At 75.5% G+C, this 20790-nt stretch carries 16 protein-coding genes; 12 read left to right on the forward strand and 4 right to left on the reverse strand.

Features of this window, described 5'->3' with window-relative positions; all coding sequences use genetic code 11:
* Positions 1–30: 30 nt before the first annotated feature.
* The 9 genes from SK069_RS10425 (at position 31) to SK069_RS10465 (ending at position 11410) form a co-directional block, all read left to right on the forward strand.
* Positions 31–1530: a DEAD/DEAH box helicase gene (locus SK069_RS10425; protein ID WP_319954162.1), complete on the forward strand. Its 1500-nt coding sequence runs from the start codon at positions 31–33 to the stop codon at positions 1528–1530.
* A gap of 58 nt (positions 1531–1588) precedes the next feature.
* On the forward strand, positions 1589–2623 hold the full coding sequence (locus tag SK069_RS10430) for a hypothetical protein (protein ID WP_319954163.1): 1035 nt from the start codon (positions 1589–1591) through the stop codon (positions 2621–2623).
* A gap of 154 nt (positions 2624–2777) precedes the next feature.
* Positions 2778–3221: a peptidylprolyl isomerase gene (locus SK069_RS10435; RefSeq protein ID WP_406628282.1), complete on the forward strand. Its 444-nt coding sequence runs from the start codon at positions 2778–2780 to the stop codon at positions 3219–3221.
* Positions 3222–3339: 118 nt separating this feature from the next.
* Positions 3340–4899, forward strand: coding sequence for an aldehyde dehydrogenase family protein (locus SK069_RS10440; RefSeq protein ID WP_319954165.1), 1560 nt, complete (start codon positions 3340–3342; stop codon positions 4897–4899).
* 336 nt (positions 4900–5235) lie between these two features.
* On the forward strand, positions 5236–6792 hold the full coding sequence (locus SK069_RS10445; protein ID WP_319954166.1) for an aldehyde dehydrogenase family protein: 1557 nt from the start codon (positions 5236–5238) through the stop codon (positions 6790–6792).
* 263 nt (positions 6793–7055) lie between these two features.
* Positions 7056–7181: a hypothetical protein gene (locus SK069_RS10450; RefSeq protein WP_319954167.1), complete on the forward strand. Its 126-nt coding sequence runs from the start codon at positions 7056–7058 to the stop codon at positions 7179–7181.
* Complete coding sequence (locus SK069_RS10455; RefSeq protein ID WP_319954168.1) at positions 7178–7639, forward strand: SixA phosphatase family protein; 462 nt, start codon at positions 7178–7180, stop codon at positions 7637–7639. The genes SK069_RS10450 and SK069_RS10455 overlap by 4 nt, the downstream gene beginning before the upstream one ends.
* Before the next feature lie 910 nt (positions 7640–8549).
* Positions 8550–9557: a DNA-formamidopyrimidine glycosylase family protein gene (locus tag SK069_RS10460; RefSeq protein ID WP_319954169.1), complete on the forward strand. Its 1008-nt coding sequence runs from the start codon at positions 8550–8552 to the stop codon at positions 9555–9557.
* A gap of 122 nt (positions 9558–9679) precedes the next feature.
* Positions 9680–11410, forward strand: a complete 1731-nt coding sequence (locus SK069_RS10465; protein WP_319954170.1) for a GMC family oxidoreductase — start codon at positions 9680–9682, stop codon at positions 11408–11410.
* A gap of 155 nt (positions 11411–11565) precedes the next feature.
* Here SK069_RS10465 and SK069_RS10470 read toward each other — a convergent pair whose 3' ends face one another.
* The 3 genes from SK069_RS10470 to nhaA all read right to left on the reverse strand — a co-directional run bounded on the left by SK069_RS10470 (position 11566) and on the right by nhaA (position 15875).
* Entirely contained in the window at positions 11566–12555 is a 990-nt protein-coding gene (locus SK069_RS10470; RefSeq protein ID WP_319954171.1) for an NADP-dependent oxidoreductase, read from the reverse strand.
* Positions 12556–12940: 385 nt separating this feature from the next.
* Positions 12941–13801, reverse strand: coding sequence for a zinc-binding dehydrogenase (locus tag SK069_RS10475; RefSeq protein WP_319954172.1), 861 nt, complete (start codon positions 13799–13801; stop codon positions 12941–12943).
* Positions 13802–13952: 151 nt separating this feature from the next.
* Entirely contained in the window at positions 13953–15875 is a 1923-nt protein-coding gene (gene nhaA / locus SK069_RS10480; protein WP_319954173.1) for a Na+/H+ antiporter NhaA, read from the reverse strand.
* A gap of 95 nt (positions 15876–15970) precedes the next feature.
* On the opposite strand from nhaA, the gene bcp reads away from it, so the two are divergent.
* The 3 genes from bcp to SK069_RS10495 all read left to right on the forward strand — a co-directional run bounded on the left by bcp (position 15971) and on the right by SK069_RS10495 (position 18801).
* Entirely contained in the window at positions 15971–16447 is a 477-nt protein-coding gene (bcp, locus tag SK069_RS10485; RefSeq protein ID WP_319954174.1) for a thioredoxin-dependent thiol peroxidase, read from the forward strand.
* A gap of 5 nt (positions 16448–16452) precedes the next feature.
* Entirely contained in the window at positions 16453–17196 is a 744-nt protein-coding gene (gene map / locus SK069_RS10490) for a type I methionyl aminopeptidase (protein ID WP_319954175.1), read from the forward strand.
* Between the two features lie 165 nt (positions 17197–17361).
* Positions 17362–18801, forward strand: a complete 1440-nt coding sequence (locus tag SK069_RS10495; RefSeq protein WP_319954176.1) for a hypothetical protein — start codon at positions 17362–17364, stop codon at positions 18799–18801.
* A gap of 82 nt (positions 18802–18883) precedes the next feature.
* Here the strand turns inward: SK069_RS10495 and SK069_RS10500 are convergent, their stop codons facing one another.
* Entirely contained in the window at positions 18884–20740 is a 1857-nt protein-coding gene (locus SK069_RS10500) for a diguanylate cyclase (RefSeq protein WP_319954177.1), read from the reverse strand.
* Between the last annotated feature and the right edge of the window lie 50 nt (positions 20741–20790).

Genomic DNA, 20790 nt, shown 5'->3' on the forward strand with positions numbered 1-20790 from the left:
GGACGGTCCGGGCGCATAGGATCGACCGGGATGACCGCGTTCGCCGACCTCGGCCTGTCCGCTCCCGTCCTGGAGGCCCTGCGCGACATCGGGTACGAGAAGCCCTCGCCGATCCAGGAGCAGGGCATCCCTCCGATGCTCGAGGGGCGCGACGTCATCGGGCAGGCCCAGACCGGCTCCGGCAAGACCTGCGCGTTCGGCGTCCCGATCTGCGAGTACGTCGATCCGTCGGACCCCGACACGCAGGCGCTCGTCCTGACCCCGACGCGCGAGCTCTGCATCCAGGTCACGCAGGCGATCCGCTCGTTCGGCGTGAAGAAGGACGTCGAGGTCGTCGCGACGTTCGGCGGCGCGCCGATCCGCGACCAGATCTCGCGGCTGCGCAAGGACGCCCACGTCGTCGTCGGCACCGTCGGTCGCGTGCTCGACCTCATCGACCGCGGGGCGCTCCAGCTCGGCTCGTGCCGGTTCGTCGTGCTCGACGAGGCCGACGAGATGCTCGACCTCGGGTTCCTCGAGGACGTCGAGAAGATCCTCCGGCGCACGCCCAACGGCCGCCAGACCGCGCTCTTCTCGGCGACGATGGCGCCGCCGATCCGCAAGCTCGCCGACAACTTCCTCTACGACCCCGTCCACGTGAAGGTGAAGGCCGACACGCTGACGGTCGACACCGTCGAGCAGTTCCGCGTCGAGGTCTCGGCGAAGGACAAGCCGGCGAAGCTCGCGGAGGTCATCGAGGCCGAGCGTCCGCGCCAGGCGATCGTCTTCTGCCGCACGAAGATCGGCACCGACCGGCTCTTCCGCCTGCTCAAGGACCGGGGCAACAACGTCCGCGCGCTGCACGGCGACCTCTCGCAGGGGCAGCGGGACGGCGTGATGCTGGCCTTCAAGGGCGGCCGCGTCCCGCTGCTCGTCGCCACGGACGTCGCCGCGCGCGGCCTCGACATCTCGACGGTCACGCACGTCGTCAACTACGACGTGCCGCGCTCGCCCGACACGTACGTCCACCGGATCGGCCGCACCGGCCGCGCCGGCGCCTCCGGCCGCGCGATCACCTTCGTCGAGCCGAAGCAGCAGCGCGAGCGCGAGGCGATCGAGGAGCACATCGGCATGACGATGACGCCGTGGGCCCCCGGCGCCACGACGAAGGCCGCGAAGGCGGCCGAGCCCACGCCGCCGTCCGAGCCCGCCGACGTCGCGGCCGAGGGCGGCGAGGACGAGGAGCGCCCGACGCCGCGCCGCGTCCGCGGCCGACGGGGCCGCAAGCCGCAGCTGCACCACGCCGCCGACGAGGCCGGCACGCGGATCCTGCTCGTCCCCGGTGCCGTCGACGGCCTGAGCGTCCGGGACGTCGTCGAGGCGCTGACCGAGGCGACCGGCCTCGACGGCGAGGCGATCCGGGAGGTGCGCGTGCTGGACCGGTTCGTCCTGGCGACCGTGCCCGCCGCCGACGCGGCCGCGGCGGTGGAGGCCGTCGACGGGCACCGCGCCGGGCCGGTCGAGCTCGGCGCCGAGCTGCTGCTGCCGTAGGCGCGCGAGGGGCGCCCGGGTGGCGCGCCACGGCGGGGGACGGCGGTACCATGGCCGCGTGACGTCCGCCCCGACGGATCCCTCCCCGACGCCGCAGGCCGCCGGCGCCGAGCGCGCGTGCGAGCGCTGCGGCGCGCCGTGCGCCGCCGACCAGGAGTGGTGCCTGAGCTGTGGCGTGCGCCTGGCGCCGTCGAGCGAGAAGCTCCCCGGCATCCGCACCGCCGGCATGGCGATCGTCGTCGGCGTGCTGCTCGCCGGCGGGGCCGCGGCCGCCTCCTACGCGGCGCTGCGCGGCGACGCCCGCGACGCCGCCAACGCGCCCGCCTCCGCCTCCGGCACGCCCGTGGCGCAGGCGCCCGCGACGGTCACCGACCCGGTTCCGCCGTCGGCCGCGCAGCCGGCCACGCCGCCGCCCGCGACGAGCACGCCCGCCCCGCCGCCCGCGAAGCCCGAGTCCGGCGACGCGTCCACGGGCTCCTCGAGCTCGTCGGGATCCGGCTCGACCTCCTCGGGATCGGGCTCGTCCGGGTCCGGCTCGTCCGGGTCGGGCTCCTCCGGATCGGGATCGACGGGCGGCAGCTCCTCGGGGGGCGGTTCGTCCTCCGGCGGCGGCTCCTCCTCGTCGGGCGCCGGCCCGCTCCAGGCGCTGACGTTCGCGAAGGGGCAGGGCTCGCTCTACGACCCGGACGGCGTGGTCGCCGACCGCGGCGACGAGGGCGCGGCGATCGACGGCAGCAAGCGCACGGCCTGGACCGTGTCCCTCAACGCGGGGCAGACCGGGGGCTACGGCTACGTCCTGGACTTCGACCGCGCGACGGCCGTGCGACGGCTGCGGATCTACAGCCCGACGGACGGCCTCGTGGTGAAGATCCTCGGCACCACGAAGACCGACCTGCCGCCCGACGCGCTGGACAGCGGCTGGGACGCGCTGTCGACCGAGACGACGCTCAAGGGCGCCGCCGGCGGCAAGGGCATCGCCCTGAAGGAGGTCGGTGGCCGCAAGCGCGCCTACAAGCACGTCCTCGTGCTCGTGACCACGGCGCCCGGCACCCCGGCCGGCGCGCAGATCAACGAGCTCGTCGCGTACGAGTAGGGCGGCGGGGACGCCGCCGCCCGCGCGCCGCCGCGCGGGGCCCCCGCGGTCGCGCGGCGACGGCTCGCGCCCGGCCGTTATGGTCGGCCGACCGCGTGCTCCGGCGCGCGCTTCGTCTCAACCGATCAGGAGAGCACCCGTGAGCACCGCGACCATGAGCACGAGCGAGGGCGACATCGTCATCGAGCTGTTCGACGCCGACGCCCCGAAGACGGTGGCGAACTTCAAGAAGCTCGCCACCGACGGCTTCTACGACGGGCTCATCTTCCACCGCGTGATCGCGGACTTCATGATCCAGGGCGGCTGCCCGAACGGCACGGGCACCGGTGGCCCGGGCTACTCGTTCGAGGACGAGATCAACGAGCACAAGATCGTCAAGGGCTCGCTCGCGATGGCGAACGCCGGGCCGAACACGAACGGCTCCCAGTTCTTCATCGTCACCGCCGAGTCGACGCCGTGGCTCGACGGCAAGCACACGAACTTCGGCCGGGTCGTCGAGGGCGAGGACGTCGTCCAGCGGATCGGCACGACGCCGACCGGCCCGCAGGATCGCCCCGTCACCCCGATCGAGATCACGAAGGTCGCGATCTCCGAGTAGGTCCGGTCGCCGCCGGCCGACGCCGGCGGCGCGCCCCCGGTCCGAAGATGACGCCCGCGTCAGCTTTGGGCTACGGGTCGGTAGGGTGGTGGGTGCCGTCCCCGACCCGAGGTCCCGCATGAGCACCCAGGAGCAGGTTCCCGACGCCCCCCCGGCCGGCGGGGAGCACCCCGGCCAGAAGCCCGTCATCGCCCCGGCCACCGGCGAGACGATCGCGTGGGTCGACGACCTCGGCGCCGACGCCGCCGCGCCCGCCGCCGCTCGCGGCCGGGCGGTGCAGCCGGCCTGGGAGGCCCTCGGCTTCGGCGGGCGCGCCCGCGTCATGCGCCGGATGCAGAAGTGGGTCACCGAGAACAGCGACGAGATCGTCCGCACGATCGTCGCGGAGACGGGCAAGGCCTGGGAGGACGCCTTCATCGCGGAGGTCCTCTACGCCGCCGCCGCCTTCGGGCACTGGGCCGAGCACGCGGAGGCCCTCCTGGCCGACGAGAAGGTCAAGACGGCCAACCCGCTCCTGAAGGGCAAGCGGATCGTCGTGCGGCACGCGCCGCTCGGCCTCGTCGGCGTCATCGCGCCGTGGAACTACCCCTTCACGAACGGCTTCGGCGACTGCGTCCCGGCGCTCATGGCCGGCAACAGCGTCCTGCTGAAGCCCGCGGAGAAGACGCCGCTGACCTCGCTGCTGCTCCTGCGCGGGCTGCAGGAGTGCGGCATGCCCGACGGCGTCCTGCAGGTGCTGACGGGTCGCGGCTCGGTGCTGGGCGAGGCGATCCTCGACGTCGTCGACATGATCATGTTCACCGGCTCGACCGCCGTCGGCCGCCAGATCGGCCGCCGCGCCGGCGAGCGGCTCATCCCGTGCTCGCTGGAGCTCGGCGGCAAGGACCCGTTCATCGTCTGCGCCGACGCGGACCTCGAGCGCGCCGCGAGCCACGCCGTCTACTACTCGATGTTCAACGGCGGGCAGACCTGCATCTCGGTCGAGCGCGTCTACGTCGAGGCGGCGGTGCACGACGAGTTCGTCGCGAAGGTCGTCGAGAAGGCCCGCGCGCTGCGCAACGAGCAGCCGACCGGCCCGGGCGCCACCGACGTCGGCGCGCTGACCATCGCCTCGCAGGTGGACACGGTGCGCGAGCACGTCGAGGACGCCCGCCGCAAGGGCGCCCGGATCGCCGTCGGTGGGGAGGAGGCGGGCACGACGCGGCACGAGGACGGCTGGTGGTACCCGCCGACGGTGCTCGTCGACGTCGACCACTCGATGGAGTGCATGACGGAGGAGACCTTCGGCCCGACGCTGCCGATCATGAAGGTCGCCGACGCCGAGGAGGCGATCCGGCTGGCGAACGACTCGCCGTACGGGCTGATGGCGTCCGTCTTCACGAAGGACGTGACGAAGGGCGAGCAGATCGCCCGGCGCCTGCAGGCCGGTACGGTGCACGTGAACGACGCGCTCGTCGGCTACACGGCGCTCGAGGCGCCGATGGGCGGGTGGAAGGACTCGGGGCTCGGCACCCGTCACGGCGCCGCCGGCATCCGCAAGTACGCCCAGACCCAGACGCTCGTCGTCTCCCGCCTGCACCTCAAGCGGGATCCGCAGGTCTACCCGTACGACGGCCGGATCTACCGGCTGCTCGGCCGCGTGGCGAAGCTCGTGTACGGCCGCGGCGCGCGCGACTGAGCGGCGGCGGCCGCCCGGTCGGCGCGTCCGAGCCTGGCCTCCGGTCGGCCCCGACGGTCCGGGCCGCGTCGGGGGACGTCGAGCCGGCGGCGGTGCGGGAGGGCAGCGCGTCGGCGCCAGCCGGGCGGGCGGCGTGCCGGAACCGGGCGACCGCGCTCCGGTCCGGGCGCGGCGTCCGTCGGATGGGCCGTCCGGCGGTGGTCTCGTCCCATCCCGCGGGGCTCGGCCGCGGGCGGGAAACCATGACGGCCGCGTCACCTTCGCCGCTATGCTCGGTCGAAGGGTCCTGGGGGACCGCCCGCAGCCGACCCCGGACCGCCGTCAGGAGGAGACGCGATGAGCACCCAGGAGACCGAGGCCCCGACCACCAGCGCCGCGCCCGAGGCGCCCGACGCGCCGCAGATCGCGGTCGTCGATCCCGCGAGCGGGCGGGTCATCCAGCACGTCCCGGACCTCGACGCCGAGGCCGTCCGCCGCGCCGCCGAGCGTGGCCGCGCCGTGCAGCCCGCCTGGGCCGCGCTCGGCTTCGAGGGCCGCGCGCGGATCCTCCGTCGCGCCCAGAAGTGGGTCGTGGACCACCGCGAGGAGATCATCCGCACGGTCGTCTCCGAGACGGGCAAGGTCTGGGAGGACGCGCAGCTGGCCGACTACGGCTACGGCGCCGCGGCGTTCGGCTTCTGGGCCGACAACGCCGAGAAGTACCTCGCCGAGGAGCGCGTGAAGAGCGCCTCGCCGATGTCGAAGGGCAAGAAGCTCCTCATCCGCTACGAGCCGCTCGGGCTCGTCGGCGTGATCGGCCCGTGGAACTACCCGCTGGCGAACTCCGTCGGCGACGCGATCCCCGCGCTGGCCGCCGGCAACAGCGTCCTGCTGAAGCCGTCGGAGGAGACGCCGCTCACCTCGCTGCTCATGGAGCGCGCGCTCCTGGAGTGCGGCATGCCGGAGGGCGTCTTCCAGGTCGTCACCGGTCGCGGGCAGACCGGCGCGGCGCTCATCGACGTCGTCGACATGATCATGTTCACCGGCTCCACGCGGACCGGCAAGCTCGTCGCGAAGGCCGCGGCCGAGGCGCTGATCCCGTGCTCGCTGGAGCTCGGCGGCAAGGACGCGATGGTCGTCCTCGCGGACGCCGACCTCGACCGCGCCGCGAACCAGGCCGTCTTCTACTCGATGTTCAACGCCGGCCAGACGTGCGTCTCGGTCGAGCGCGTGTACGTCGAGGCGCCGGTCTACGACGCGTTCGTGGCGAAGGTCGTCGAGAAGGCCCGCACGCTGCGCAGCGGCGTCGAGCCGAGCGGTCCGGGCGCCACCGACGTCGGCGCGCTGACGTTCCCGCCGCAGCTGGAGACCGTGCGCCGGCACGTCGACCAGGCCCGCGAGGCCGGGGCGACGATCGCCGTCGGCGGCAACCCGCCCGAGGGGCCCGGCCTGTTCTACCCGCCGACGGTGCTCACGAACGTCGACCACTCGATGGAGGCGATGACCGAGGAGACCTTCGGTCCGACGCTGCCGATCATGAAGGTCGCCGACGTCGAGGAGGCCATCAAGATGGCCAACGACTCGCCCTACGGCCTGATGGCGTCGGTCTTCACGAAGGACGCCGAGAAGGGCGAGGCCGTGGCGCGCCGCCTCGAGGCGGGCATGGTCCACGTGAACGCGGTGCTCATGGGCTACCTGTCGCTCGAGCTGCCGATGGGCGGCTGGAAGACCTCCGGCGTCGGCGCGCGCCACGGGGTCGGTGGCATTCGGAAGTACACGAAGACCCAGTCGATCGTCGTGTCGTCGCGGATGAACCTCAAGCGCGAGCCGTACGAGTACCCGTACACCGGCACGGGCTACAAGCTCGTCGGCGCGCTGAACAAGTTCCTCTACGGCCGCGGCCGCCGCGACTGAGGCCGCCGCGACCCGGTGTCGCGTGGACGCGAGTCATCCCGCCCCGGACCCGGTGCTGGGTGACTCGCGTCGTCCGGGACCGGGATTCGCGTGCTGGGTGACTCGAGTCGTCTGGGACCGGGATTCGCGTGCTGGGTGACTCGAGTCGTCTGGGACCGGGATTCGGTGGTGGGTGACTCGAGTCGCCTGGGACCGGGTTCGGGAGCTGCGCGGATCGTGCACACCCCGCGGCAGCGGCGTTCGGGGCGCGTAGGATCGACCGCGTGAGCACCGGTCCCCGCCCTCGGCTCCTCGCCGCCCTGCTCGCGGGGACGGCGGCGGTGGGCGTTCGCGCGCTCGTGCTGCGGCGCCTCGGGCGGACCTTCGCCGGCGTGCGAGGACCACGGTGAGCGAGCTGCTGCTCCTGCGGCACGGTGCGGCCGAGGACCACGGCGTCCGGCCCGACGCCGAGCGCGACCTCGTCGCGCGCGGCGAGGGGCAAGCACGCGACGCGGGCCGCGCGCTCGCGATCCTCGGGCTCGTGCCGGACGTCGTCCTCGCGTCGCCGAAGGTCCGGGCCTGGCGGACCGCCGAGCTCGCCGGGGAGGCGCTGGACCGCGCGCCGGTGCGACACGACGCGCTCCTCGCGCTGGACCGCGACGAGGCGTTGCTCGCCGCCGCCCTCGGCCCCCGCGTCCTGCTGGTCGGGCACGAGCCGGACCTCTCGCAGGTCGTCCACGACCTCACCGGGGCGCGCTGCCGGATGCGCAAGGGCGGCCTCGCGGTGCTCGAGCTCGCCGGCGGCGGTGGGGAGCTGCAGGCGCTGCTGCGCCCCGCGGAGCTGCGCGCGATCGCCGCCGCGGCCTGACCGGTTCCCGGATCGCCGCCGTCCGCGCGTCGGGGACGCGAGCGGCTCGCCCCTCCGGCGACCTCGCCAGGAGGACCGAGACGGCGTGGGCGGCGTTCGTCGATCTTGATCCGGTGGGGTTCGCGAGATCGGCGGCGGGGTGCACGCGGGCGGTGTCGTTCGCTGATCGCGGTGCGGGGAGGCCGGCGGGCTCAACGACGTGCAGGCGGGGCGTGCCGTTCGTCGGTCTCGGTGGCGTCGGTTCCCCGACTTCGACGGGTGCGCGCGGAGCATGTCGTTCGTCGGTCTCGGTGGGGCCCGTTCCCCGATCTCGACGGCATGCAGGCGGGGCGTGTCGTTCGTCGGTCTCGGTTTCGCCCGTTCCCCGATCTCGACGGCGTGCACGCGGGGCGTGTCGTTCGTCGGTCTCGGTTTCGCCCGTTCCGCGATCTCGACGGCATGCACGCGGGCATGCTGTTCGTCGGTCTCGGTGCCAGGGCCCTCGCGAGCTCGACGGCGTGCGCGCGGCGCATGGCGTTCGTCGATCTCGGTGGCGCCCGTTCTTCGACCGCTACGGGTGCAGGAGGACCGCGCCGCTCCCCGCCCTCGACCTGGGTGCCCGCACACGATCGACGCTCGCATCGACGAATCTGGGACGCCGGGACGCCGAGACCCCGAGACGCCAGGACGCCGAGATCCCGAGATGCCGAGACGCCGGGACCCCGGGACGCCGAGATCCCGAGACGCCGGGACCCCGGGACGCCGGGATCCCGGGACGCCAGGACCCCGAGACGCGGGGACGCCGGGATCCCGGGACCCGTTCGCGCGCGTCGCGCGCCGCCGGCGGCGCGCCGGAGGCGGCCGTCGCGCGGCCGCAGCCGCCGGCCCCACGCGTGCGAGCCCGTGCCGAGGGCGTGCGAGACTCCGCGTCGTGCCCGAGTTGCCCGAGATCGAGGCCACCGTCCGCCTGCTCGACGCGGCCGTCCGCGGTGGGACGATCGAGAGCGCCATGGCCCCCGGACTGGCGACGATGCGGACGTTCTCGCCGCCGCTGGACGCGCTGAAGGGCGCGACGCTCACCGGGATCGACCGGCGCGGCAAGCTCCTGCTCGTCCACGCGGAGGGCGGCGGGCTGCCGGGGCCCTCGACGCTCGTCCTGCACCTCATGAGCGCCGGGCGCCTGCAGCTGTACGAGAAGCTCGCCGGACCGCGCGACCGCACCTCGCGCGTCCTGCTCCGGATCCGCGGGGGAGGAGCCGCGTCCCCGGCCGAGGCGACGACGGGACCGGGGGGCGATGCCGGTCCGGAAGCGCCGGATGCTCTCGGCGCGCCGGCCATCGCCGTCCCGGGGACGGAGGCGCCGTTGCGCGAGCTCCGCCTGCGCGAGTTCGGCACGAAGCAGGCCGCCTGGGGCAAGCTCCTGCCCGACGCGGAGCTCGCCGACGACGACACGCTCTCCACGCTCGGTCCCGAGGCGTGGCCCGACCCGCCCGACCTCTCCGACCTGCCCCCGCGGCGGACGCTGCGCGGGGCGATCCGCGACCAGCGCGTGCTCGCCGGCATCGGCCGCACGTGGTCCGACGAGATCCTCTGGCAGGCGCAGCTCGCGCCGCTGCGTCGCTGCGGCGACCTCGACCACGCCGAGCGGGAGCGGCTGCGCACGGCGATGGTCGAGAAGCTCGGCGGCGCGCTGGACCTCTACCTGCACGGCGGGACGGGGCCTGACGGCAAGCGGCGCACGCCGCTCGCCCTGCCGCTGCCCGACAAGCTGCCGCTGCCGCTGCAGGTCCACCGCCGCACCGGCGACCCGTGCCCCCGCGACGGGACGACGCTGCTCGCCGTGCACTACGAGGACGACGAGATGACGTACTGCCCCACCTGCCAGACCGGGGGCAAGCCGTACAAGGACCGCCGCCTCTCGCGCCTGCTGAAGGACTGACGCCGCGCCGCCGCGTCGCTCCCGGACGGCGCCGTCGACCTCCCCCGGAGGGCCTACGGTGCAGTAAGGTGACGCCTGCGTCATGTTTGGCGCCGGGAGTGGGAACGACGAGGGAGCAGGGCATGGCGGCAGGGCAGCACTTCGACACCGACTGGGTCGTCATCGGCTCGGGCTTCGGCGGCAGCGTCAGCGCGCTCCGGCTCGCCGAGAAGGGCTACCGCGTCCAGGTCCTCGAGCGCGGCGAGCGGTTCGACCGCGACGAGCAGATGCCGAAGAGCTCCTGGGACCTGCGCCGCTACTTCTACGCGCCGGCGCTCGGCCTGCGCGGGCTGTTCAAGCTCACGCCCTTCAAGGACGTGATGATCATGAGCGGCGCCGGCGTCGGCGGCGGCAGCCTCGTCTACGCGATGACGCTCTACGTCCCGCCGAAGGCGTTCTTCGAGGACCGCCAGTGGGGCGAGCTGGCCGACTGGCGCGACGAGCTGCGCCCGCACTACGAGACCGCGCAGCGGATGCTCGGCGTCACCGACGTCACCGAGGACGATCCCGCCGACGGGTGGCTGAAGGAGTACGGCGAGCAGCGCGGCGTCGGCCACACGTACCGCAAGGCGCGCGTGGGCACGTACCTCGACACCCCCGGCGAGGAGGTCGACGACCCGTACTTCGGCGGCGAGGGCCCCCGGCGCGTCGGCTGCTCGCGGATCGGCCGCTGCATGCTCGGCTGCCCGCAGGGGTCGAAGAACTCGACGACGAAGAACTACCTGTGGTTCGCCGAGCACAAGCACGGCGCGCGGGTCGACGCGCGGCGCGAGGTCGTGTCGCTCAAGCCGCTGAACGGCACCGACGGCGCCGACGGCTGGGAGATCGTCCACGAGACGACGGGCGCCCGCCTGCGCAAGGACCGTCGCACGATCCGCGCCCGCGGCGTCGTGATCTCCGGCGGCGCGCTCGGGACGAACGAGCTGCTGGCCCGCTGCAAGCTCCAGGGCGACCTGCCGAAGCTCTCCGACCGGCTCGGCTACCTCATCCGCACGAACAGCGAGGCGATCCTCGGCGTCATGGTCCCGAAGGGCCGTGCCGAGGCGGTCTCCAAGCGGGTCGCGATCACCTCGTCGATCTACCCCGACCCGCACACCCACATCGAGACGGTCACGTACGGCAAGGGCGGCGGCGCGATCCGCGGGCTCTTCACCGTCCTGACCGGCAACGGCAACCGCGTGACCCGGCCGCTGAAGTGGCTCGGCCAGGTGCTGCGGCACCCGCGCTGGCTGTGGGAGATCCTCTTCTCCCGCAACGGCTCCGAGCGCCTGATCGTCGTCCTCGTCATGCAGACGCTCGACAACTCGATGCGGCTGACGTCGAAGCTCAAGCGCAACGGGCGGGTGAAGCTGCAGACGCAGCAGGACCCCGACAACCCGAACCCGACGTTCATCCCCGAGGCCAACGCGTTCACCGCCTGGCTGGCGAAGCGCACCGGCGGCGTCCCGGGCTCCTCGACGAACGAGGCGCTCTTCAACGTGCCCTCGACCGCGCACATCCTCGGCGGCGCGTCGATCGGCGGCGACGCCTCGACCGGCGTGATCGACAAGGACCACCGCGTCTTCGGCTACGAGAACCTCCTCGTCTGCGACGGCGCGGCGATCCCGGCGAACGTCGGCGTCAACCCGTCGCTGACGATCACCGCGATGAGCGAGCGGGCGATCTCGAAGATCCCGACGAAGCCCGAGGCCGACGGGGTCGTCCCGATCGGCACGGTGCCGATCGCCGGCCAGACCGCCACCGCGCACCCCGAGCCGATGCCCGACGCGGAGACGCCGCGCGGGGCCTTCAAGGAGCAGGCGACCCGCGCCTGAGTCGCCCCTCCGCCCGGGCCGGCCGGGTGTCCGCCGCCGGGCCGCCCGGCGGCTCGCGCGTCGGAACGCCGGCGCGACGGGCCGCGGCGGAGGGCGGCGTCGCACTCCGCGGTGCGGGGCCGCCACGGTGGCGCGGGCGGGAGCGGCGGCCCCCGTCAGGGGCGCAGGACGAGCTTGCCCCGGACCGTCCCGGACGCGATCCGGCGGTGCGCCTCGGCGGCCTCGGCGAGCGGGAGCACGTCGGCGACGTGGGGCTTGAGCATCCCGCGCTCGACCGTGCCGGTGAGGAGCTGCAGCTCGAGGCCGTCGGGGACGACGAAGACCTGCGGCGCGCGGACGTCGTCGCGCGGCGCGGGACCGGCCCAGCTGTTCGAGGGCAGCGTCGCCACGACGCCGCCGGGCTTCGCGACCGCGAAGGCCTGCGCGCGGGCGTCGCCGCCGACGCCGTCGAGCACGAGGTCGACCGGGGCGGTGGCCGAGGCGAGGTCGTCGATCGCGGTGCGGTCGAGCACCTCGCTCGCGCCGAGGTCGCGGAGGAACTCGAGGTTGCCGGGCGAGCCGACGGCGATGACCTCGGCACCGAGGTCGACGCCGATTTGCACCGCGAGGTGCCCGACGCCACCGGCGGCGGCGAGCACGAGCAGCCGCTGGTTCACCTCCAGCCCACCGGCGTCCACGAGCGCCTGCCAGGCCGTCAGGCCGGGCAGCGCCAACGCGACGGTCTCCTCGTCGGAGAGCGAGCGCGGCGACCGGCTGAGCTGGCTCTGCGGCGCGACGACGTACTCCGCGTAGCCGTCGGCGCGGCGCGGGAACCCGACCATCCCGAAGACCCGGTCGCCGGGCGCGAACCGCACGACGCCCCACCCGGCCTCCTCGACGACGCCCGCCACGTCCCAGCCCGGGATCCACGGGAACGCGTCGGCGCCGTCGGCGTCCGGGTGGCCGGGGTGCGGCGCCCCGTCGAGCAGGCCCGCCGCGCCCCCGCCGGCCCGCGTCTTCGCGTCGACCGGGTTGACCCCGATCGCGGTCGTTCGGATGAGCACCTCGCCCGGTCCGGGCACCGGCCGTGGCACCTCGCGCAGCTCGAGCACCTCGGGCGGCCCCGGCTCGGGGGCGACGACGGCGGCCATCGAAGCGGTGCGCATGCGGTCGATCATGACGGGCCCGCGCCGTGGTTCCGTGGGCGAGGGCCGTGGCGCCGGCTCGCCGCGCCCCGTCGACGCCGCCAGCCGGCCAGCGCCGCGCCCGCGAACGGCGCACGTCGGGCGCGGTGCGCCGGTCCCGGCGGCACGAGCGAGCGCACCGAACCGCCTCGACGTCGCTCGTCTCGCCACGCAGAGGAGGTTCCCCTCCGCTGCGGAGCGGAACGTCCCCCGCGCTCGCGGCGCGCCACGCGCGGAGGAGGTTCGCCACCCGCCGCCGGTCAGGCGCCGGTCACCGCGCCGGGGCGCGCGCGATCCCGTGGGACGTCGTCGCGGGGGAGCTCGTCGTGGCGTTCGTGCGCAGCGTCGTCGCCGGGTGCGCCGGCGATCAGGCCCACGCGAGGACGACCGCGCCGCGGCGCTCGCCGTCGGCCGCGAGCGCCGCGTGGGCGGCGGTGCGGTCCGCGACGGGGAACACCCGCGGCGGCAGCGGGTCGACGAGGCCCGCGGCGAGCGCGTCGACCGCCCGGCGGAGGTCGGCGGCCGTCGGCGCCGGCGGCGTCGGGAGCACGCGGACGCGCTTGGCGGCGGCATCCTCCGGGGCCGGCGCCCCGAGCGGCACGAGCGTCCCCCGGCGACGCGTGGCGGCCAGCGCCTGGTGCAGCGGGTGATGCTCGTGCAGCGGCCCGGGCTCGTCGACCTCGGTGAGGACGACGTCGAACTGCGGGAGCACGGCGTAGGGCGTGTGCCGGGCGTCGACGATCTCCTCGGCGCCCGCCTCGCGCAGCGCGGCCGCGGTCGCGGGACCGGGGGAGGCCGCGGGCAGCACGGCGGTCACGCGGGCGCCCCCGCGCGCCGCGCAGGCGACGAGCAGCCGCCCCAGCGCGGTCGCCCCGTCGGTCACGAGGACCGTCGAGCGGCGCAGTCGCCCGAGGGCGCCGACGACGGCGAGCGCCTCGAGCAGCGGATCGAGCGTTGCGGCGGCGACCGCCGGTGCGAGGCCGTCCGGTAGGGGGACGACCGCGTCGGAGGCCACCGAGAGCGTGGCCCGGCGCTCGCTCGTGCCGAGCACGGCGACCGTCGCGCCCTCCTCGCTCGTCCCGACGACGACCCGCTCGGCGGCCGCCTCGGGATCGCCGAGCGCGCGCCGGCGCCCCTCCCGCACGCGGTGCTCGCGCGGCGTGAGCGGCGTCATCCGCACGCGGATTGCGCGCGTCGCGACGGGGGACGGCGGCGGATCGTCGGACACCGCGACCGATGGTACGGGCGCTCCGCCGCTCACCGTCGCGGAGCGGCGGCGGAGCGGGCCCGTCCTCCGTCGCGACGGGCCGAGGAGCGGCGAGGCGCGAGGACGGCCGCCGCCGACGGGGTCTCAGGACGGCGCCCGGACCCGTTCGGGCTCAGTCCCCCTCGACGAGCCGCCGGGACCGCGCGCGCATCCGGGCGCTGCGGACCGCCTGCTCGAGGCTCGCCGCGTCGTAGACGCCGTGGTGCCGCCGGCCGTTGATGAAGAACGTCGGCGTGCCGGACACCCCGGACTCGTCGGCGCTGTCGACGTCGCGGCGCACCCGCGCGCGGAACCGGCCGGACCGGAGGTCCTCGAGGAACCGCTCGCCGTCGAGCCCCAGCGCCTCGGCGTGACGGCGCAGCTCCTTCGGGGCGAGCTCGTCCTGGTGCTCGTAGAGCCGGTCGTGCATCTCCCAGAACGCGCCCTGCGCACCGGCGGCCTCCGCGGCCTCGGCGGCGAGCTGCGCCCGCGGGTGGACGTCGGGCAGCGGCAGGTGCCGGAAGACGTAGCGCAGGCCCTCGCCCGCCTCGGCCTCCAGCAGCGCGCGGATCGCGGGCTCCGCCCGTCCGCAGAAGGGGCACTCGAAATCGGCGTACTCGACGACGGTCACCTCGGCGTCCGGGTCGCCACGGACGTGGTCGAGCTCGGGGTCGACGTCCGCGGTCAGGTCGACGAGCGACTCCGCCACGCGCCCGAGCTGCGGCGCCAGCCGCTCCTCGGGGATCCGCCGGTAGAGGGCGAACATCGTCCACGCGACGATCGGCGAGAGGATCGCTGCGGCGAGGATGCCGACCTTCGCCTCGTCCAGGAGGGAGCCCTCGAGCGCGAGGTTCGCGATCAGCAGCGACACGGTGAAGCCGACGCCGGCCGCCCCACCGGCCCCGCCGATGATCGGCCAGGTGACCGACGGCCGGTAGCCGCCGAACCGCGGACGGCTTGCGAGGAACGCGCCGGCGACGATGCCGACGGGCTTGCCGACGACGTAGCCCAGCAGGATGCCGAGGGTCACCGTCGAGCTCGCCGCGTCGCGCAGCAGCTGGCCGTCGATCGCGATCCCCGCGTTGGCGAGGGCGAAGAGCGGCACGATGACGTACGTCGTCCAGGGGTGCAGGCCGTGCTGGAGCCGGTCGTTCGGGGAGATCGCCGCCGCGAGGCTCCGCTGGGCGGCCGTCGCGAGCTCCGGCGTCGGCTGCTCCCGGAAGTGGCGGGTGAGCTCCGTCGCCCGCTCGAGGTCGTCGCGCGAGGGCGGGTAGGACGTGGCCACGAGCCCGATCAGCAGGCCGGAGATCACCGGGTCGACGCCCGACTCGAACATCGCCAGCCACATCCCGACGCCGACGATCACCGCCGCCGGCCCGCGCCCCGACGGCAGGAAGCGCAGGAGCACGAGGACGGCGAACAGCGCGACGGCCACCGCGAGCGCGACGAACGAGACGTCCTCGGAGAAGAACACCGCGATCACCGCGAGCGCCAGCAGGTCGTCCGCGACGACCATCGTCAGCAGGAACACCCGGACGCGCACCGCGGCCGCCGGCGTCACGAGCGCCAGCGCGCCGAGGGCGAGCGCCGTGTCGGTCGACATCGCCGCGGCCCACCCGTCGGCGCCCGGGCCACCGGCGTTCAGCGCCAGGTACGCCCCGACCGCCGCGGTCATGCCGCCGAGCGCCGCGACGGCGGGGACGACGAGCCGCGCGCGCTCGCGCAGCTCGCCCTGGTCGAGCTCGCGCTTGGCCTCCAGGCCGACGACGAGGAAGAAGAGCGTCATCAGCCCCTCGTTGACCCAGTGCCGGAGGTCCGTTCCCAGCTCGTGGCCGCCGAGGCTCAGGGAGAGCTCCGTGTGCCAGACCTCCTCGTAGTGCCCGGGCCACGGGACGTTCGCCCACAGCAGCGCGAGGACGGCGGCCACGGCGAGCGCGACGGCGCCCCCGGTCTCGGCGCGCAGGAACGACCGGACCGGGGCGGCGAGCGAGGGCGCCCAGGTCGAGCGCTCGGGCGGCGGGGAGGACGCCGAGCGCGGTCGCAGGTGCGGGGACATCGCGCGGAAGATACGCCTGCGCGCGGTGCGGCCCCAGGGCAGCGCGTTTGCGAGGATCCGGCGTGCCCGCCGTCCCGCCACCGCGAAGGATCCCCATGCCCCTGCCCGAGGTCGGCCAGCCGGCCCCCGACTTCACCCTGCCCGCCGCCGACGGCAGCACCGTCACCCTGTCGGAGCTCCGCGGGACCTGGGTCGTCGTCTACTTCTACCCCAAGGCCTCGACGCCGGGCTGCACGACGCAGGCCTGCTCGATCCGCGACCACCGCGCCGAGTACGCGCGGCGGCACGCGCGGGTCGTCGGGGTCTCGCCGGACCCGGTGGACAAGGTCGCGCGGTTCGTCGAGAAGGAATCGCTGGACTTCACGCTGCTCGCCGACGAGGACCACGCCGTCTGCGAGGCGTGGGGGACCTGGGTGGAGAAGTCGATGTACGGCCGGACGTACTGGGGCGCCTCGCGGACGACGGTCATCGTCGACCCGGAGGGCGTGGTCGCGGAGGTCTTCCCGAAGATCTCGCCGAAGGACCACGACGCGAAGGTCCTCAAGGCGCTGGACCGCCTGCGCGAGGTCTGAGCCCGATGACGATCGAGCACGCGGAGGAGCTCGCGGGGATGCAGCGCGTCGGGCGCCTCGTGTCCCGCACCATCGGCGTGCTGCGCGACGCGCTGCGGCCGGGCATCACGACGGGCGCGCTCGACGCGCTCGCGGCCCGCGAGCTGCGCCGCGCCGGCGCGGTCTCGGCCCCGATGACGCTCGTCGACTTCCCGGCGAGCGTCTGCATCTGCGTGAACGAGGAGGTCGTCCACGGGGTCCCCGGCGCGCGCGTCGTGCGCGCGGGCGACCTCGTGACGCTCGACGTCACCCCGATCCTCGACGGCTACTGCGCCGACGCGGCCGTCACGGTGCCGGTCGGCCGGCCCTCGCCGGACGCGGCGCGCCTGCTCGCCGCGGCGCAACGGTGCCTGCACGGCGCGATCGGCGCCGCCCGCACCGGCCGGCCGCTGCGCGACATCGGCGCGACGACGGAGCGGATCGGCCGCGCCGCGGGCGTGACCGTGTACCCGGAGCTCGGCGGGCACGGCGTCGGGCGCTCGATGCACGAGCCGCCGTCGGTCCCCAACGTCGACGTGCCGCGCCTGCGCGGCCGGCTGCACGACGGGCTCGTGCTCGCGATCGAGCCGATCGTCGGCCTCGGCGGCTCCGAGCTCGTGACGCGCGACGACGGCTGGACGATGGCGACCGCCGACGGCTCGCTCTCGGCGCACGTCGAGCGCACGGTCGTCGTCGGCCGCCGCGGCGCCACGGTCCTCACGACCGCCTGAGGGCGGTCCGTCGCGGGCGCCGCGCCCGGCGATCGGTCCGGCCGGCGGGCCGCGTCGGCGGCAGGACCGCCACCGGAGGAGGCGCCGGGGGCGGCGGGGGACGTGGCGCGAGGTCCCGTGGTTCCACGGATGCGGTCCTCGTCGATCGGCGGTATTCCCACGCGGATGCCCGTGCGACTCCCCCGCTCATCCGCCCGCCGACGACTCCCGGCGGGGGCCGCGCTGGCGCTCGGCGCCGCGGCCACCCTCGGCGCCGTCACGGCGCCGTCGGCGTCGGCCACCTCGGTGGCGTACCTCGACGGGGGCGCCCTCTGGGCGTCGACGCTCGACGGGTCCCGCAAGGTCCAGCTGGCCGGGCCCGACAGCGTGCCGGCCGACGCCGGAGCGTTCCGCGAGGTCGCCGCTGCCGACAGCGGCCGGATCCTCGCGGTCCGCCGCCAGGACGGGAAGGTGAGCCAGCTCAACTGGTTCCAGACGGTCGAGCCGAACGGCGCCGAGGGTCCGCACGGCTCGCTGCCCAAGCGCAACGGCTACCTCTCCTACGCGTACCCCGTGACGCTGGACCTCAGCGCCGACGGCGCGTTCGTCGCCTACGGCGTCTCGGCGACGACCCCCGCCTATCCGGTCGGCAGCTTCTTCTTCGGCAGCTACGTCACGTCGGTGGCGAGCGCCGCCGCGGGCGTCGAGCCGATCGCGATCGGCGACCTCGAGAGCCCGAGCGTCTTCGGCAACCAGCTCGTCGCGCGGTCGCACGGCGACGACGACGGGGTCTTCGTGCAGGCGCCCGCCACGGCGCCCTTCGGCACCGCGTTCCAGCCGTGGCTGTCGGCCGGGCTCCAGCCCGGGTACGAGGTGCGACGCACCGACGTGGCGGCGAACGGCGCGGTCGCCGCGATCGAGACGCTGAAGTGGAACGGCGGGACGCGCGAGGACGGCGGGATCGTCGTCGTGCGGCTGGTCGGGAGCGGCCCGCTCGCCGAGCGCACCCCCGACGGCGCCAGCCTCTGCGAGCTGCCGGCCCAGGGCATCGCGCAGGACGCGTCGCTGTCCCAGGACGGCGGCTCGATCGCCTGGAAGGACGACGGCGGCGTGAAGGTCGCCGGCGCGCCGACCGGCCCGGGGCCGGACGGCGTCTGCGCCCTGAGCCGCCCACCGGTCCTCATCTCCGCGACCGGCCAGATGCCGTCGATCGGCGGCGCCGTGGTCGACGTCCTCCGTCCGCCGGTCCCCGCGGGCGGCGGCACCGGCACCTCGACGGCCCCCGGCACCGGCGGGAGCGGCAGCGGCACGACGCCGGGCGCGACGACGCCGAGGCTCGTCCTGCGGCTGCCGACGGCGAAGGTCGCGACGAGCACGCTGCGCCGTGGCCTGCGCCTCCGGCTCACCGCGCCGGCGAAGGGGACCGTCACCGTGGTCGCGCGGTCCGGCAGCACGACGGTGGCGCGCGGCACCGCGAAGGTGAAGAAGGCCGGCGCCGTGTCGGTGACGCTGCGGCTGACGAAGACCGGCAAGCGCCGCCTGAGCCGCCTGCGGGGCAAGACGCTCCGCGTGACCGCCACGTCCGGCAAGGCGAAGGCGACGGGCTCGCTGCGCGTCCGGCGCTGAGGCCCGATCCGGCGCCGACGCGCTCCCATGTCGCGGGCGGGTCTCGCGCCGCTCGGTGCGTGGCCCGCTCGGCGCCGCGCGCTCAGTCGCGCCGGAGCGTCCTGCCCCGCGCCGCGACGGGCGCGCTCCGCGCGACGAGCGCCGTCGGCTCCGAGGCCGGGTCGGCGGCCGCGCCGCGGCCGCGCCGCTTGACCGCGTACATCGCGGCGTCGGCGGCGACGAGCAGCGCCTCGGCGGTCGGATGCGCCAGCTCGGTGGTGTCGGCCACGCCGGCCGAGGCCCCCACCCGCAGGACGACGTCGCCGTGGACGACGCGCACGTCGCGGATCCGCGCCAGCAGCTCGGCGGCGACGTCGCGCGCCTCCTGCCCGGCGCTCTCGGCGAGGAGGCACGCGAACTCGTCCCCGCCGAGCCGCGCGACGAGGTCGGTCGCGCGCAGGCGCTCGCGCAGGGTGTCGGCGACGGCCCGCAGGACCCGGTCGCCGGCGGCGTGCCCGAGGCCGTCGTTGACCTCCTTGAAGCGGTCGAGGTCCAGCAGCACGACGCTGAAGTCGCGCCGGTGGCGCTGGTGGTCCGCGAGTCGCCGGCCGAGCTCGGCCTCGAGCCGCCGGCGGTTCGCCAGGCCCGTGAGCCCGTCGTGATCGGAGAGGTGGCGCAGCTCGCGCTCGGCCTGCTTGCGCTCGGTGATGTCCTGCATCTGCGCGATGACGTACCGGGGCGCCCCGTCCTCGTCGCGCACGAGCGACGCCGAGAGGAGGATCCAGATCCGCCGGCCGTCCGCCCGGACGTAGCGCTTCTCGATCTCGTAGCGGTGGCGCTCGCCCGCGAGCATCCCCTCCAGCAGGTCGAGGTCGGCCTCGAGGTCGTCCGCGTCGGTGATGTCCTGGAACGAGCGGCCCAGCAGCTCGTCGGGGGCGTAGCCGGTCATCTCGGCGAGCGCGCGGTTCACCCGCAGGAACGTCCCGGTGGGGGACACGAGCGCCTTCCCGATCGGCGCGTTCTCGAACGACAGGCGCAGCACCTCCTCGGCCGCGCGGCGCTCGCGCTCCAGCCGTCGGCGGTCGGCGTCGTGGGCGCGCACGGTCCTCACCATCCGCGCGATGAGGACCTGGGCGGTGACGAGCGCGGCGAGGGTCGTGATCGACACCGCCAGGCTGTCGTCCCACCACCGCCAGCGCACCCCGAGGTGCGCGAGCGCCGCTGCCGCCAGCGGCGCCGGGAGCGCGTAGCGCTGCGCCTGGCGGGCCGCGAGCTCCGCGGAGCCACGGGAGGCGAACCAGAGGCCGGGCGCGGCCCAGGGCCGGGCCGCGAACGTGCTCGAGACGAGCAGCGCCACGGCGAGGGCGGTCTGGGGCGCCATCGCGATCCAGGCCGACAGGCCGACCCGTCCCCCGACCTGGCCGGCGAAGCCGACCGCCGCGAGGGCGACGACGGCGGCGGCCCCCGAGGCGCCCGAGACGACGAGGGCCGAGCGGATCCGACCGCGACGACCCGCGAGCAGGACGGCGATCGCGACGAAGGTCAGCGCGAGCGCCGCGTGCGCCGACGGCTGCTCGAGCGGCCGTCCCGTGCCGACGATCGTCAGGGTGCCGCGCGGCAGGGGCGTGAGCGACGCCGCGCTGCGGGCGAGCGCGACCAGCGCGAGCACGAGCCCGGTCGCGCCCGCGGCGACGCCCAGCCGGCGCAGCCCCCGCGACCCCGACAGCCCGGCGAGCTGCGCGATCGCGACGAGGGCGAGGATCAGCCCGGTCTGGCCGGCCATCGGCGGCGCGCCCGGGAACGGCCGCTGGAGCGCGTCGAGCCCCGCGATCGACGCGCCGAGCCCGACGGTCCCGAGGACACCCGCGAGCGCCGCCGCGGCGAGCCCGGCGCAGCGGAGCCGCGCGCGGTCCCGGGCCTCGCCCGCCTCCAGCTCCGCTGCGTCCCGGCGGTCGCCCACGCCCCCGCGATCGGCGCCGGTCCGTGGCGGGCGCAACGGCGCCGTCCCCG

The organism is Patulibacter brassicae, assembly GCF_033949425.1.
GTDB lineage: Bacteria > Actinomycetota > Thermoleophilia > Solirubrobacterales > Solirubrobacteraceae > Patulibacter > Patulibacter brassicae.

Coding starts and splice junctions, on each gene's coding strand:
- SK069_RS10425 (WP_319954162.1), top strand. CDS start 31: ATGACCGCGTTCGCCGACCTCGGCCTGTCCGCTCCCGTCCTGGAGGCC.
- SK069_RS10435 (WP_406628282.1), top strand. CDS start 2,778: ATGAGCACGAGCGAGGGCGACATCGTCATCGAGCTGTTCGACGCCGAC.
- SK069_RS10440 (WP_319954165.1), top strand. CDS start 3,340: ATGAGCACCCAGGAGCAGGTTCCCGACGCCCCCCCGGCCGGCGGGGAG.
- SK069_RS10445 (WP_319954166.1), top strand. CDS start 5,236: ATGAGCACCCAGGAGACCGAGGCCCCGACCACCAGCGCCGCGCCCGAG.
- SK069_RS10465 (WP_319954170.1), top strand. CDS start 9,680: ATGGCGGCAGGGCAGCACTTCGACACCGACTGGGTCGTCATCGGCTCG.
- SK069_RS10470 (WP_319954171.1), bottom strand. CDS start 12,555: ATGCGCACCGCTTCGATGGCCGCCGTCGTCGCCCCCGAGCCGGGGCCG.
- nhaA (WP_319954173.1), bottom strand. CDS start 15,875: ATGTCCCCGCACCTGCGACCGCGCTCGGCGTCCTCCCCGCCGCCCGAG.
- bcp (WP_319954174.1), top strand. CDS start 15,971: ATGCCCCTGCCCGAGGTCGGCCAGCCGGCCCCCGACTTCACCCTGCCC.
- map (WP_319954175.1), top strand. CDS start 16,453: ATGACGATCGAGCACGCGGAGGAGCTCGCGGGGATGCAGCGCGTCGGG.
- SK069_RS10495 (WP_319954176.1), top strand. CDS start 17,362: ATGCCCGTGCGACTCCCCCGCTCATCCGCCCGCCGACGACTCCCGGCG.